The organism is Flavobacterium orientale, from assembly GCF_014638005.1.
Taxonomy (GTDB): Bacteria; Bacteroidota; Bacteroidia; order Flavobacteriales; family Flavobacteriaceae; genus Flavobacterium; species Flavobacterium orientale.
The window spans coordinates 264,421-282,125 of the sequence record NZ_BMFG01000001.1; the positions used below are offsets into that span (position 1 = coordinate 264,421).

The 17,705-nt window shown below is 41.3% G+C and carries 2 protein-coding genes; both read left to right on the forward strand.

Annotation, left to right across the window (positions count from 1 at the left end; genetic code table 11):
- Positions 1-1,325: 1,325 nt before the first annotated feature.
- Complete coding sequence (locus IEV15_RS01215) at positions 1,326-6,665, forward strand: RemA C-terminal-like gliding motility protein (protein ID WP_188360666.1); 5,340 nt, start codon at positions 1,326-1,328, stop codon at positions 6,663-6,665.
- Between the two features lie 428 nt (positions 6,666-7,093).
- A complete protein-coding gene (locus tag IEV15_RS01220) occupies positions 7,094-17,527 on the forward strand; it encodes an NIDO-like domain-containing protein (RefSeq protein WP_188360667.1) in 10,434 nt (3,477 codons plus the stop codon).
- Positions 17,528-17,705 lie beyond the last annotated feature (178 nt).

The window sequence follows — 17,705 nt, forward strand, 5'->3', positions numbered from 1 at the left end:
AACTTTATAATTAGACTAATCACAATTCCTTATTGAGCTGTCAGTCTGAGCCGATAGAGCCATCGGGAGTCGAAGACTTATAAGTGACTTCGTAGAGCGTGATTCGTAGAGTATCAAGAGCACTTCGACAAGCTCAGTGTGACAAGCGGTGGTTTTCATTGGTTTTTGTCTAAGCTTAAGCATTTTTGCTAGTTAGCATAAACTTTATAATTAGACTAATCACAATTCCTTATCGACCTGTCAGTCTGAGCCGATAGAGCCATCGGGAGTCGAAGACTTATAAGTGACTTCGTAGAGCGTGATTCGTAGAGTATCAAGAGCACTTCGACAGGCTCAGTGTGACAAGCAGTGGTTTTCATTGGCTTTTGTCTAAGTAGAATCATTTTTGCTAGTTAGCACAAACTTTATGATTAGATTAATCACAATTCCTTATTGAGCTGTCAGTCTGAGCCGATAGAGCCATCGGGAGTCGAAGACTTTTAAGTGACTTCATAGAGCGTGATTCGTAGAGTATCGAGAGCACTTCGACAGGCTCAGTGTGACAAGCAGTGGTTTTCATTGGTTTTTGTCTAAGTAGAATCATTTTTGCTAGTTAGCACAAACTTTATGATTAGATTAATCACAATTCCTTATTGAGCTGTCAGTCTGAGCCGATAGAGCCATCGGGAGTCGAAGACTTTTAAGTGACTTCATAGAGCGTGATTCGTAGAGTATCGAGAGCACTTCGACAAGCTCAGTGTGACAAGCGGTGGTTTTCATTGGTTTTTGTCTAAGCTTAAGCATTTTTGCTAGTTAGCACAAACTTTATAATTAGATTATGTATCGTCCTAAAAAAAGTTTACAGTTTTTAATTAAATCCTAGTATTGGTTTACGGTTATAGTGTTTTCTTGATTTCTTTCGTTTTTTTAATTCAATTGGATTATTGGTTTGTTTTTAGTTTTGATTTTTTAATTTTCTTTTTGGTTTTTTCGCGACTACCTTTTTGCTTATTTTAACCCGCTACTTTTCTTACAACGCACACCTGTATTTTAACGTTAAAAAAGTGTATTACATAGAAATGTTGTACAAATGTTACCATATCGTTAAAAAAAAACCAAAAAGAGTTGCGTATTATTTAAAGATTTGGATATATTTGTTTGCCTATAAGAAGGATGCAGCTTTCAAAATACCATAAGAAACACAAGCCAAAAAAACCACTGCAACTTGATTATTTAAGGCCAACCGTACCCCAAACCCGGTTGTTTAAAAAACGCGTACTGTGTGTCATGATGCCCCACATCAAACAGAGTAGGTAAATTTATTTCTAAAAACAAAAACATACTGCATGATAACAACTTTACTATGTAAAGCTGCCCTTGGTAGACTACATTTAGGTCAAACTGTATTCAGGGCTTTCTTTGCTCTGTTGGTTTATTTTATGGTGTTGCCTACTGCTCAAGCACAAGTGGCCACCAATTATCTTTTTTCGGAAACTTCCGGGGTTGCTTATACGGAGATTACTGGAGGAACTGCACTAGTAGCTGAAGGAGTAACTTTTTCAAATGCCATTTCGGGAGCCGTTGCTCTTGGATTTGATTTCCATTTTGACGGCACCAATTACAGTCAAATTTATGTATCTGAAAATGGTTTTGTAACTTTCGGAGTAGCACCTGCTGCGACTAATTATACTCCAATTTCAAGTAATCCTCTAGCACCTTCTAATTATAATGGTGCTATTTCAGCATATGGCTTTAGGTTACATAATGCATCAGTTATAACCCCAACTTATGATGGTGTTTTTTCCAGCGTTCGATATGAAACAATTGGTGTGTCTCCTAATAGAGTATTCGTTGTTCAATATAAAAATGTAATCAGAAAGGCTCCAGCACCAGCACTTACCAATTATGTTGGACTATTAAATTTTCAAATTCGTATAAACGAGTCAACAAATGTTATAGAAACTATTTATAACACTTTCGATCCTACAGGAGCAGGTTCTATTACTACAGCACAAGTGGGATTAAGGGGTCCAAGCAATACTTTTGCAACTAACGTAAACAACAGAACTACAACACAAACCAATTGGTTGCCAACTTCTCCAGGTATTGCCAACACTACAGGGCTAGCTTTAAATACATCATTTTATAATAACTCAGTAGTCCGTTTCACATGGACACCTTGCTTTTCGCCCAGCAATTTAACGGCTACTTTACAACCGGATAATTCAACCGCTATTATGAACTGGACGGCACCCAATTTGCCACCGGCTTCTTATATGTATGAGGTGCGAACTTCGGGAGCACCGGGTAGTGGAGCCACAGGATTGTTTGCTTCGGGCACGACGGCGTTAACCACACAAAATATTTTGGGGCTGCAAGAAAATGTAACCTATTCTTTTTATGTAAAGTCAAGTTGTTCGCCTAATTGGGTGCCGGTAAATACGTTTCCGTCTTCGGTAACGGTTTCTCCGGTTTGTCCTAACGGTACTTTTCCTTATTTTGAGGATTTCGAAGGCGTAACGGTTCCCGGTTTGCCTTTTTGTACGCGTGTACAAGTGGTTGCCGGAAATGCAATGTTGACCCGCGATAATACAGCCAGTCCTTATTTTGGATTTGCTTCTAAAAATTTAGCCACACAAGGAAATTCGGCTTCTAATACTTGGTTTTTTACCCGAAAGATTCCGTTTCCTGCCGCAGGAACCTATCGAATTTCCTATAAATACGGTAGTTCGAGAGAGTCGGCTAATTTTGTTCAAAAAATGCGGGTAGCCTACGGTACTACCAATACGGCAGCCGGTATGACCAACGTGATAGCTGATCACCATACGATTAAAGAATCACCTTTAACCAATGCGATTTACATCACGTTACCGGCAGCGGGGGAGTATTTTATTGGCTTTAACGGCTATGCGAATGCTACGCAGGGGATTCTGCAAATCGATGATATTTCAGTCGATTATGGCAGTTGTGTGCCACCTACGAACTTGATTTCTGCACAGATAGGTTATACATCTGCAGTAATTAGCTGGACGCACACCACACCACAAGCTCCGGGAGGTTATCAATATTTTGTAGCCCCTACAGCTTCAGCCATTACCCCTATTAATACCACATTACCCACAGGCAGTGTTTTTGTTGGCGAAAATGTGGCTTTTGTAACTGGGTTAAATTCTTCTACACAATACCAATATTGGGTACGTTCCGTGTGTGTTGGCGGTGAGGTGAGTGAGTGGTCTTTATCGAATACTTTTACGACCAATGCACCTATTGTTTATTGTTCACCAAGTGGTGCCGGTTTTCCACAAGATCAACGAGGGATTACTAATGTGGCCTTTGGAGCCATTAACAATACTACGGGAATTGAAACAAATAATTACGGTGATTATTCGTATTTAAGTACCAATGTGCCTCAAAATACTACTGTGCCTATTGCCATCACCTACCGCACCGGATTTACTTATGATACGCAAATTTGGATTGATTGGAACAACGATGGTGATTTTGATGACGATCAGGAATTGGTTTATACGGGAATGTCTACCAACTCCAATCCAACCACCTTGTTGGCTTCCTTTTTTGTGCCAATTGAGGTAAACAATGGCGGGAATATAACCAATACTTTAGGAGAACATCGTTTGCGAATAGGAGGTATTGATTCACCATCCTTTTCAGGAGGGGCATTAACCCCCTGTAGAAACGGAGCGTATCAAGCTTTTGAGGATTATACCATTTATGTGATTCCACCGCCACCACCTTTAACAATTAACGTAGCAAATGATGTTATTTGTTTGGGTGATATAACCACCACAGTAGCTATTACTTCTGATATTGATGACTATCAAGTATATTCATGGTCGCCAAGTGCCGGTGTAAACGGAAACATCAACGATGGTTTTTCATTTAATCCGCTAATCACTACCGTATATACCTTAACAGCCACACAAACATCGGGGAATTTGGTTTCTAATTCTGTTCGATTTACGGCTGTAGTCAATCAACCACCATCACCTATAGTGATAAGTCCGGTTTCAGTTTCTACGTGTAGCGATGCACCACCAACGCCTTTGATTGCCAATGGGGGAGCTGTAGATGGCGAGGTTGTACTAGAAGATGATTTTAATGGAGCAACTACAATATTTACGACCGTAAACAATTCAACAGGAGGTAGTAATCCCGCTAATTCGGCATGGACCTTGCGTCCAAGTCCGTATCGTAACATCATCAGTAATGATGCTACACAGTTTTATGTATCGGATGGTGATTCACAGGGTTCCGGTGGTATTAACGATACGGAATTGATTTCTCCCGTATTCAGTTTATTAGGTTACACAGGAGCTACCCTAAGTTTCTGGCATTTTTACCAACGATTTAATTCAACCGGATCAGCCAGAGTTCAGGTGTCTGTTGATGGTGGTACCACATGGACTACCATACAAACTTATACTACCCAACAAGGAACGCGTCCTTCTTTTGTGAATGTACAATTGGATTTGACACCCTATATAGGAAACACCAACATGCGAATTCGTTTCAAATACAATGATATTTATGGTTGGTTTTGGGCAATTGATAATTTCAGAGTCTCAGCTTCTGCTCAAACGGATATTACATGGTCACCGAGTGCCGGTTTATTTACCGATGCAGCCGGAACAAATCCTTATAACGATGGGGAGGCTGCGGCAGTAGTTTATGCAAAACCCAATGTGCCAACAACTTATACTGCAACTGCAGAAAACCCGATAACTTTTTGTTTTACAACAACCACTGTGAATGTGTCGTTTATAGCACCGGGTAATGCATCTGGAGCACAATCCAGTTGTAATCCTGCCGATTTTACACCAATTACCTTAGCTGGTAATTCGGGTAATGTTGTGCGGTGGGAATATGCTGATAATGCTGCTTTTACAGTAAATTTAACTACAATTAATAATACCACCACAACATTAACGCCCGCTGAATTTGGCACTATAACTTCCAACCGCTATTTTAGAGCTGTTGTAGGCTCAGGTGGTTGCAGTAATGTGGTGTCTAATGGCGTTTTGGTTAGTGTGCCTTCTACAGTTTGGAATGGCGCGTGGTCCAATGGAAATCCTACTTCAGCAACAAAAGCGGTATTTAATATCGCAGGTTCTTATACACTGCCGGGTAGTTTATCGGCTTGTACCTTAGAAGTTGTAAGTGGTACGATTACAGTGCCTTCCAATGCCACCATGTGGGTTAAAAATAATGTGATTGTACAACCGGGAGCTACCTTGATATTTGAGAACAATGCCAGTTTAGTTCAGGAGGAAGATTTTGTCAATAGCGGCTCTATCATTTATAGAAGAGATGCCCAGCCTATGTATAAGAACGATTATACCTATTGGTCAAGTCCGGTAACGGGTCAAGACATTCGTTTGTTTTCACCGCTAACCAAACAAGATAAATATTTTACTTTTAACAATGTAGTGGATAATTGGAGTTCGGTGTTTACTGCCTCTGACCCGAGTCCGTCGCATATCATGGTGCCGGCACAAGGCTATATCATCAGAGCTCCCGAAAATTTCGCTACGTTCCCAACTACTAACAATTTTACCGGCGTATTTACGGGCGTACCAAATAATGGTCCTTATACGGCATCGATTAATGCTACGGGTACAAGCAATTGGAATTTAATCGGTAATCCGTATCCGAGTGCTATTGATATTCATCAGTTTTGGCAAGATACCTCCAATTCAAGTGTTGTAGATGCTACCATTTATTTGTGGACACATAACACACAGTATGCAGGTGGTGTTTATAATCCGAATGATTATGCGGTTTATAATTATACAGGAACGGCTGCTACTGCACCGGGACTCAATACATCAGTTCCAACACAGTATATTGCTGCAGGACAATCGTTCTTTATTGAAGGAGCTACAAATGGTGTAGCTACTTTTAGAAATTCCATGCGTGTGTCAGGTTCCAATAATTTGTTTTTCAGAACAATGAACACCCCTGTTACGGAAGATGCTTCTCATAGTTGGGAACGTCACCGTATTTGGTTGGGTATTTCGAATACTACTACCGGTGCTTATAAACAGGCCTTGGTGGGTTACATACAAAATGCTACCAATGGTATCGACCGCGGATTTGACGGGAAGTCGATTGAAGCAGGAAATACGTTGAACCTCTACACCTTTGCTGCTAATCAAATTTTAACCATACAAGGAAAAGCGTTGCCTTTTAACGATTCGGATTTGATTCCGGTGGGTTATCGAGCGGCCACTGCCGGTGGTTATTCTATTTCGTTGGATCAGTTTGATGGGTTGTTTGCCACACAAGCTATTTATTTAGAAGATTTGTTGTTGCAAACGGTTCATGATTTAAAAGTTAGTCCGTATCTATTTACTACTACCAGTGGTACACACAACCAACGTTTTCAATTGCGATTTACGAATGTGACTTTGGGTGTGGATGAGGTATTGTTGGGCTCCAATCAAATGATTGCTTTTAAATCAGGAGATGGATTGGTGGTGAAAAGTTCGGAAACACTATTAGAATCGGTTGCGGTTTATGATTTACGCGGTCGCTTGTTAGTTGCTAAAACGGCTGTCAATGCTTTGGAAACCCAGTGGGAACAATTGCCTTTTGCACAACAGGTTTTGTTGGTGAAGATGGTGGATGTTGATGGGGTTGAGGTGGTGCGGAAGGTGGTTTTTTAGTCGGGAGTTTGGAGTATGGAGTATGGAGTTTGGAGTAGGGGGTTTGGAGTATGGAGTTTGGAATATGGAGTTTGGAGTTGGGCAGAAATGGGTTTTTGTGACGTTTTTAGAGGAGAAGGTGGTGTTTGACGGAAATGTGATTGGCTTAAAATCAAAGAAAATAAGGATAAATACCTACAATATAAATAATTTGTATAAAAAGTGCTAAAAGTTACCCAAATGGCTTGTAAACACTAAGAATAACTAACTAAATAACCGTGTATGACTACAAAAAAACTAACTTTTTAACGATTTTATTAACTTTTTAACGATTTGTTAAGATTTGGTTAAAAACAAGGGCTTTCCTTGTGTATCTTGCTAGTCAGTTTTATACCGAACGGCGACCCCAAATCGAAAAACAAATTTCTAAACCAATTTATTTACGTACTATGAATGACAATTACCAATTGTTGGGTACACGTTTGGGGACGTGGCTCAAATTCGCAAAGCAAAAGAGCCATTTATTGGTGTTGCTTTTTCTTTTGACAGGAATTTCACAGGTGCAAGCACAAATGACTGTATCGGTCATTAATTCATCAAACACTACACCTGTATTGTCTCCCACTTATCCATCTTTAGCTTTGGCTTTAGATGATATAAATGCCGTGACGGCTATGTCGGGACCTGTGACCATCATCTTATCGGGAAGTGAAACGGCACCCGAGAAAGGATTTACTATTGGAAGCCTTACGCTAAACAATGCATTAAGTGCCACCAATACTTTGACTTTCCATGGTGCAGGCACTGCAACAATCAATGCAGGAGTGGGAACAGCAACCCCTGGTTCAGCTCTACCCGATGGTATGCTGAAATTGGTTGGGGCTGACTGGGTTACCTTAAGTGCTATTGTTTTTACGGATAGCAATGTTGCCAATCCTGCCACTATGGAGTTTGGTGTCGCCTTGTTTAAGTTAAACACCACTGATGGAGCACAAAACAACACGATTGTAAATTGTGTTTTTAATATGCAACGGGTTAATAATGCTTCAGGTTCGGGCCCAATGGCTGACGGAGCTGCAGCAATTACGTTAGTGAATGCAGTTCCTACTGCGGCTACTACAGCTTTAAGCGGTTTGACGGCTGCTTCAGGTTCTAACTCTTTCAACAAAATTTACGGGAACACAATTAATGGTGGGAATACTGGTATCTATATGTCCGGATTTGCGGCGTCAAGTCCTTTTACTGCCGGTGATTCTGGCAATGATGTGGGAGGAAATTCGCTAGCTACCGGAAATACTGTATTGAACTTTGGTGGTGGTGGTACTACGTCTCCTGCTGTGGGTATTCGTGCCAATAACCAGTGGGGAGTTTCTATTCGTTACAATACCATTGATAATAATAATGGTTCCGGAGTTAATCATGCAACTACCTTGAGGGGTATTTTTGCTCAAGCAGGAACTTCTGCTAATGCAACTGTCAGCAATAATTCAGTTACTATTCGTGGAGGTGGAACTACTACTTTGTTAACTGCAATAGATAATGGAATCGGATCAACAGCAGCTTCCAATACTATTGATATTAATAATAACACCATTCGTTTTTCATACACTACCGCAACAACAGGGGTGTTTACCGCGGTAAACAACTCTTCTTCAGCGGCTACTGTCAATATTAATAATAATAACATCCAACAACTAGGATCAACTAATTATCCATCAACCGGCACAGTTCCGGTTATAGCTGGTGGTTCTTCAGGGGGAACCTTAAATATTAACAACAATAGTATAGCCAACTTTACTATGACCGGTGCCTCGGGAACATTACGTGCAATTACTGCGGGTACTCCACCAACATTATGGAATGTTGACGGTAACACGATTGAGAATTTGAGTTATTCCACAGCGGGTTCAAGCGGAAGTATTGATGGTATTTATAATTTTGCAAGTGCACAAGCTATTGCAATTAATAATAATACCATTCGTAATTTTTCGACACCCGGAACCGGAACGTTACAGGGTATATATGTTTTTACCTCTAGTGGTACTCAGAAAAATTGTAACAATAATGCCGTATATAATTTCAGTACATCTGCCGGAGGGGTAGGAGGAGCAACAATGAACGGGATTCGTTGGGCTGTTGGGCCAATAGCACTTTCGGGTAATCAAGTTTATAACCTAAACAGTACCGGAAGTACAGGTGGAACTGGTGGTTCTATCAACGGTATATTTGTTTCGGGAGGTTCAACAAACTTTAATACGATATTTAAGAATAAAATTTATAATCTAAGCACTACCAGTACTAATCCGGTTGTATCCGGTATCTTAATTTCCGGAGGAACTTTCGGAACCACTGTATTTAACAATATTATAGGTGATTTACAAGCTCCGGCTGCTAATGCGGCTAATCCATTGAATGGAATTAATGTAACAGGCGGAACGGCAGTTCTTATTCATTTCAATACGGTTTTATTGAATGCCAGCAGTACGGGAACCAATTTCGGTTCGAGTGCTATTAGTGCATCAACTACTCCAACTGTAACATTGCGAAATAATATTTTCGTAAATAAATCATCGCGAAACGGAACGGGTGTGGCTGCTGCTTATCGCAGAAGTTCCACTTCTCTTGGAACTTATGGAGCGGATTCCAACAACAATTTGTTTTTTGGAGCGGCTATCTACTTTGATGGCACCAATACTGATGGATCCTTAGATGATTTTAAGGCTCGTGTTACGACAAGAGATACCAATTCAGTCACTGAAGACCCTACATTTGTTAGTACATCAGGGGCTAGTGGCCAATTTTTGCACATCAACACAACCGTTGGAACGCTAATAGAAAGTGGCGGTATTCCAATTGCAGGTGTAACAGATGATTTTGATGGTGATTTGAGAAATGAAACTACACCGGATATCGGAGCAGATGAATTTGCAGGAACTGCCGCTTCGGTGGTTGAAATTAATTCTGTGGCTGTAGCACCGGCAGTTAATCAGTGTATTGCTACCTCTCGCTTAGTTTCTGCCAATATTACAGCAGGAGCAGGAGCTATAAGTTCCGTCACTTTGAATTATTTCTTTAATGGAGTGGAACAAACACCAATTGCCATGACGGGAGGCTCTATCACTCCGGGAAGTACTTCAACGTTTACTGCTACAATTCCAGTAGCCAGTCCTGTTAATGCCACTGTAACGTGGAGTGTTACGGCAGTTGACGGTGTTACTTCAAAAAATTTAGGAGGTGCCTCTTATAGCGATGAACCCTTCTTTGGGGCTACTGCTGTTGCCTCCGCATCAACTGCTGCGGTATGTAGCGGCTTCTCCACTACGTTATCTGCATTTCTTGAAATTGTAACCAATAAAGCTTTAGGGAATGGAGGGACCAGTTCCTCCTCGGTGGGACAATCTTTCCTTCCCGGGTTTTGGGGTGGTGCAAAAACGCAGTATATTATTAAAGCCTCTGAATTAGAAGCTTTGGGATTGTTGCCGGGTTCTATTACCGCTTTAGGTTTTCAACCCACCTCTTCGGGTCAAACTTATCAAGGATTTTCCGTTAGTTTAGGTTATACTACACAGGAAACTGCTACCACCACATTTGTAACCGGTGGATTGACTCAAGTTTATAGCGGAACTGAAGCTGATGCCGGTTTTACACCTGTTGCCAATGTTTTAAACACACTTGCTTTCGGAACTGGAGCAGGTTCTGCCTCTAGTTTTGAGTGGGATGGAACGTCTAATATTTTAGTTTCCATTTGTTGGAGTAGGGTGCCGAGTGCATCTACTTCTTCAGCATCAAGCATGTTAGTGGATAATGTTGGATTTGCCAGTACAAATTACAGACAAAGAGACAGTTTAACACCTGAGACCATGTGTGCGGAGACTTCAGCTTCTTCAACAACTAATTTTAGACCTCGATTTACTTTTTATGGTACTTTTGGTATCCCTGCCGATTCGGTAGTGTGGTCTGATGGTACTTCAACAGTTGGCTCTACGGTTTCACCAACAACGCCAACTACCTATACCGCAACCTTATTTATTGATGGTTGCTCTATAACAACAAATGGTGTGACTATTGGTGTAAATCCATTACCTGCTGCACCTACAGCGTCCAATTCATCACAATGTGGTGTTAAGGTGCCAACGGCGTCAGTGGCAGACCCTAACGGATTTGTTTCGCCACAATTTAATTGGTATGCCAGTGAAGATGCCGAAACGCCTTTACAAACGTCAACAGCCACCACTTTTGCCGGTGCTATTGATGCTACTACTACTTTTTATGTTAGTGTGGTGAATCCTACTACTTTGTGTGAAAGTGCCAGAGTGGCGGTGACTGTAACGGTTGTACAACCAACACCTTTAACGTTGAATCCGGCTGCGGGCGTAACTTGTGTGGGTCAGCCAATTGTGTTGAGTGCCAGTAGCACTAATCTTGCTTATAATTATACTTGGACGGTAAGTCCACAGGCAGGAAGCGGTGTGTTAGGTACCTTGTTTGGTCCTTCGCAATCCATCACGCCTACTGCATCAGGAACGTATGTATTTACGGTTACCGCAGCCGATGCAAGTTGTACTATAATTGAAGAAATTACAGTGCAAGTGAACGGTTTGCCGGTTTTAAATGATGTAACTACCAATGACAGTTCGTTATGTGAGAATCAAATTGCAACTTTAAACGCTGTAGTACCTACAATTTTGACTTTTAACACCGGAACCGGTGCTGCTTTAGTACCAATGAGCGGAGCTACACAAGTTATAGGAAGTAGCGTTGATGATACTGTAACACCTTCAGATATTGCCATTGGTTTTGATTTTGTATTTAACGGTGAGGTTTACTCGCAATGTAGAATTTCGCCTGACGGTTGGATTCGTTTGGGAGGCGGTACCGCATCCAATCAATTTTCTAATTCAGTAACGAGTACTACCAATATTCCAAAATTATATCCGTATTGGGATGATTTGGCTACGGGAACAACAGGAAATGTAAGCACCTTAGTTGTTGGCACCGCTCCAAACAGAATTTTTGTTGTAGAATGGTTTGTAACTGTTCCAAGAGTTTTGGCAGGAGATGCTAATTCTACTTTCCAAGCCTTGTTGTATGAAGGAACGAACCGCGTAGAATACCGTTATGGAGCTATGGGACCTGCTACAGGACAAAGTGCTTCAGTGGGTTATACTATTGACGCTTCTACCTATTCCAGTATTACTTTAACTACCAATGAAACCAGTACAACGGTTGCAAACAATTCGAATGCGATAGTGCCGGAAGCGGGAAGGTTCTTTACTTTCGATACGGTTCAAAACAATATTACCTGGACTCCACTTACCGATTTATATTCTGATAGTGCCGCTACCGTTCCTTATGCTGGTGAGGCTACTAATCTAGTCTATGCAAAACTAACCACTGACAGAACTTTTACTGCCCGATTAACAGACGGTAATGGTTGTTTTTCAGAAGATTCGGTTGCTTTAACCTATTTGGGTGAATATATTGCACCTATAACCGGTGGGGCTGCTACGGTATGTTTGGGGTCTCCTACCGTTGTTGATTTTGATACGACTTCTATTGAAGCGTCGTGGTCATCAAGCAATCCTGAAGTGGCAACGATAGATCCGGAAGGCGTAATTACTGCTATATCAGCAGGAACGACAACAATTGGAGCTTTTTATTTTAATGAAATTACGGGTTGTACGTCCTATGCGGCTAACCCTCAAACGATAACTGTTTATGCTCCTGTTGCTTTTAATTTAGGAGCAACCAACGGCGGTCAACCTTTGAATGCCAGTATTTTGCCGGGCGGAAGCACTTCATTTAGTGTAGCTACAACGGGTGATGTATCGGGTTACCAATGGTTCCAATCTACTAATGGCGTTACTTTTTCACCTTTAGCTAATGATGCTACATTTAGTGGTGTAACTAGTGCTACTCTTACAGTTGCTAACGCACCAGAATCATTAAATAATACGTATTACAGATGTGTTGTTTATGCATTTAGCCCTTGTGCACCTTCCATTCAATCTGAATTCGCCTTTTTATCAGTTGCTAATTTATCCATTACTGCCAACCCACAATCTACAACCATTTGTTCAAGTGGACTTAATGCAGGAACGGCTTCATTTACAGTTGCTGTAGGTGGCCCTACTGATTTGGTAGTTTGGGAACTATTTGATGGAAGTGATTGGTTGGTAATTGATGACCAAGGCTTATCATTTGGAAGTGTAACTTTTGGAGGCGATGTGTTTTCAACAACCTTACTTGTTAATGGATTAGCTAGCTTAAACAGTGGATGGAAAGTAAGAGCCAATGCATTACTTTTTGATCCGGAAACTATTGTTACTTCTAACGAAGCTACTGTTACGGTAAACAACCAAGCTGTGGTAAACAGTTCGCCTGATAACAAAGTAGTTTGTTATTCGGGTGGGGTATCAACTTTTACGGTGGTATCCAGTGGTGGTACCGGTTTCCAATGGGAATATTCTGCTGATGGTGCGACTTGGACTAATGTAGCCAATGCTACCCCGGTTGGAGCATCCTATAGTGGAGCCACTACTGCAACTTTGACTGTAACAACTACCGGTGCTGTGGCACCAGACGGCTTGTTTTATTACAGAGCTAGAGTTAATTCACCTACTTCTTGTGAGCCTGCTTTTTCACAAGCGGCCACTTTGACCGTTAATGATCCTCAGATTGCTATTACTGCTTCTGCAACAAGTATTTGTTCGCCAGGAAACGAGCCGGTTAAATTAACGGCTTCGGGTGGTGCCACTTATAGTTGGGCACCTTCGGCTACTTTATCAGCTTCCACCGGTTTTGAAGTTTTTGCTAATCCAACGCAGACAACCACTTATACGGTTACTGCTACTGATGCCACCGGATGTGTAAAAACAGCTACGGTTACTGTAGTGGTATATCCTGCAGTAGTTGCTTCTATTGCAACACCCACCGATGAAGTATGTTTGGGAGATAGTGTCTCCTTAAATGCATTAGCTAATGTGTCTTCAGCTGTAAAAGATTATACTTTTCAAACGGAATCCGGTACTTATCAAGAGGTAAGTGCAGGTGCTACAACGATTCCGGGTGTATTAGCTGATACCTTTATCAGTACTGCACAACCTATTGGTTTTAGTTTCTATTATGAAGGACAAGAGTATACTCAATTTAAGATGAGTTCGAATGGCTTCCTAAGTTTGAACATGACGGGAACTAATGCTTTAACAACAAATAACTTATCTACTTTAAATTCCACGTCACGACCAATTATTGCCCCATTATGGGATGATTTGGACGGTAGAGCCACCGGAGGTTCTGTTGCAGCTTATGAAGTTACAGGCGTTGCTCCTAATCGTGTTTTAACCGTGGAGTGGAGAAATTTTGAATGGAATTGGGTATCTACTGTACCGGTTATCAGTTTTCAAGCAAAATTGTATGAGTCGACCAATATCATAGAGTTTGTTTATCGCTCAGAAACAGGTGCTGTTAACAATGGTTCGGCGAGTATTGGACTTAACTCCATTACCGGTTCCGGTACAGGAAGTTATATTAATGTTACTGATGTTGCTACTGCTGCAGTTAGTAGTACTACTGCGACGACCAATATCAATACAAAACCTGCCACCGGCACTATTTATCGCTTTGCACCTCCTTCCTTTACTTATGAATGGAGTTCGGAGCCGGCCGGTTTTACTTCTAATTTAATGAGTCCAACGGTTGTAGTTTCAGAAACGACAACATATACTGTGGTGGTCACCGCTAACACCGGATGTTCTGATACGGCTACTAAGACGCTGACAGTTAGTTCGGGAGTAACATTAACTGAGCAGCCTTTGGCAGTAGGACCACTTTGTGAAGGAGTGGACACATCTTTTAGTGTGGTAGCTTCCGGTCCTAGTTTACAATACCAATGGCGTAAAGATGGTTTAGCGATAGCAGGTAATGCTTCTGCAACAACAGCCACTTTAGAATTAAATGGCGTGTTGCCGTCGCAATCCGGTGCGTATGATGTATTGATTACTCCGGCTTGTGGTGAACCACAATTGAGTGCATCACAGGCTTTAGTGGTTTATCCAACACCAACGTTAGAAGCACTTGTTGATCAAGACTATTGTAGTGGTGAGACAGCAGGTGTTACTCCTTTGTCAGGAACACCATCGGGTGTAACCTATGATATTGTGGGAGGTGCCGCTGTTGGATTAGCTGATCAATTTGGGGTTACGGAGATTCCTTCGTTTGCCGTAGTTGTTGGTACCGCTACAGTAACTGTTACGCCAAAAGCCAATGGTTGTGAGGGTACACCTCGTAGCTTCACCATTACGGTAGGTCAAAAACCATCAGACATCAGCTTGAATACTTATAGCGATGCTATATGTTCTATAGATAATGGCGTATTATTGACCGCTTCCGGTGGTTTAGATGTTGCGGCCACTATCTTAAGTCAAGATTTTAATAATGGTTTGCAAGGATGGACTGTTACTAGCGGTGCAACGTCACCAACTCAAAGTAATTGGGCTATTTATACTGCACCTTATTCTTATTCTACGACATTCTCAGGTTTTAGTACTCAAAATGGAGGTGGTTTTATAAAAACAAATTCAGATGCGGGCGGTAGTGGTTCTACAACCAACACTGTATTAACTTCACCTGTATTTAGTACGGTAGGTTCTACATCTGCGGTATTGTCTTTTGAACATTTATATCAAGTATGGACTAGTGGCGACACTACAGTTCGTGTAGAAATATCCACTAATGGAGGTAGTACTTGGTCTTCATTAAACAGTTATTTAGGAACCAATGTGGGGGTAATTACTTCGAATAATCAAGTAACTGCACAATCTGCATTGAGTTTGGATGGTTATTTAAATGAAGGTAATTTAAGAATTCGATTTAACTATGTTTCTACTTGGGGTTACTACTGGATTTTGGACGATATTAAAGTTATAGGTGCCGGTCAAGGTGCGTTTACTTGGAGTCCGATTGAAGGTTTGTATACTGACTCAGCAGCTACTATACCTTATCAAGGAGAAGCTACTGCTTCAGTTTATGCCCGTCCTGCAGCTACGCAATCATTTGTAGCCACCGTTAATTCAAACAACGGTTGTTCTACTTCATCTGCACCGTCACAGATTAATGTTACGCAAGCCACCCAGTGGTATGCTGATTTAGATGGGGATGGTTATGGAGATGTATCGAATCCAACCAATTTCTTAAGCTGTAATGCTGCAGAACCCGGGTTCTCTTCAGTTCCAGGTGATTGTAATGACAACAATGCCTTAATTAATCCGGGTGTTGCTGAGATCTGTTTTGACGGTATCGACAACAACTGTGACGGTTCATTATTTGCTGATTGTACACCTATTGTTGTGAGTATTACCTCTAATGTTTGTGGTAGTGTAAACAACGGATTGAACAATACGATTCAAAGTAATCAAGTGAATTTAGGTCCGGGTTATGTAATTGGTTACCGTTTTGAAGTAACTAATACTGAAACCGGAGAGGTTCGTACAATAGACAGAAACATCCACCACTTTAAATTGACTATGTTTGGTGATGATTTCTATAACTATGGCACTACCTATACGATTCGTGTAGCAGCCATAATTAATGGTGAAGTGCAACCTTACAACGGAACTACCTGTAGTATTACCACTACTTCAGTGGGAAGTACTTCTATTGTTCCCGCTCAGTGTGGTAGTACTTTAGCAACGATGTCTTCGTCTATTAATGCGGTTGCGGTTAATCCAACACCAAGTAAATATCGCTTCCGAGTGGCTAGAGCGGATGCTCCAACAACCTTCTACTATGTAGAGCGTACGGTTCCTAATTTCAACTTAACGTTGGTTGCAGGATTGCCATTAACTTTTGAGACCGAATATTTGGTATCTGTACAGATTCGAGTAAAATTAGCCGGATTTGAGTCGTGGTCACAATGGAGTGCGGCTAGTTGTTCGGTATTTACGCCGGCGGCTCCAACTACAGCAGTAACGGAAGCTGATTGTGAATTTGTTGCGACCAGTAACACCGATGTGATTCATGCTACACCACTTGCCGGGGCTACGATGTATCGTTTCTTATTATTAGGATTTGATTTTGATGTTAATGATGACATGATCATCGTTTATGAGCAATATGTCGATACACCGAATCCTTACTTTACATTGGATATGTTTACCGGATTAATACCGGGCGTAAACTACAGTGTTTCTGTTGCTGCTGAATTATTTGGCACCTTTACTCCTTATGGAAAAGAGTGTTCGGTGACGACGCCCACAATTGCAGGTTGTATTGTTACTACTTCTTTTGGAAGTTTAACACCAGCGTGTACAGGGGCAGTTCAAACCATTAGTTCATGTACGTATGCAGGTGAGTTTAATACGGTTACTTTAACTGCCGAAAATACCTATACCTTTAGTTCCAGTATTGTTACTGATTTCTTAACAATTACTACTACTGACGGTGTAATTTTAGCAGCAGGAGTTCAGCCTGTGGTGTTCACTCCATATACCAGTGGTGCATACAGGTTGCATGTGACTACTAATTCCTCTTGTGGTACACAAAGCTCTTGTCGTACAACTCGTGTTTCTTGTCTTAGCGGTGTTGCTCGTCAAATTCCAACTGAGGATGACTCAGCGGATGCGACTTTAGTAACCGTTGATTTCAAGGCAGTGGGTTATCCGAATCCGTATGTAGATTATTTCTCTATTGCTATTCGTTCGAATAGTACTGAAACGGTACGTTATGCGATTTATGACATGACGGGTCGTTTGTTAGAGACGAAAGAAGTGAATCCTTCAGAGCTTCATAACAGTCGATTAGGTATGGCTTATCCATCGGGAATTTACAATGTGATTGTAGTTCAGGAGGATCAGACACAGACGATTCGAATGGTTAAGAAGTAGTTAGTGACTAGAGACTAGTGACTAGTGATTAGTAATTAGTGATTAGTGATTAGACTGATTTATTATAAGGGACCTCCGGAGAAATTCGGGGGTCTTTTTTTTTGGGTGATGGGAGATGGGTAATAGGTAATAGATAAAATAGGTGATGGGTAATAGGTAATAGGTAATAGGTAATAGG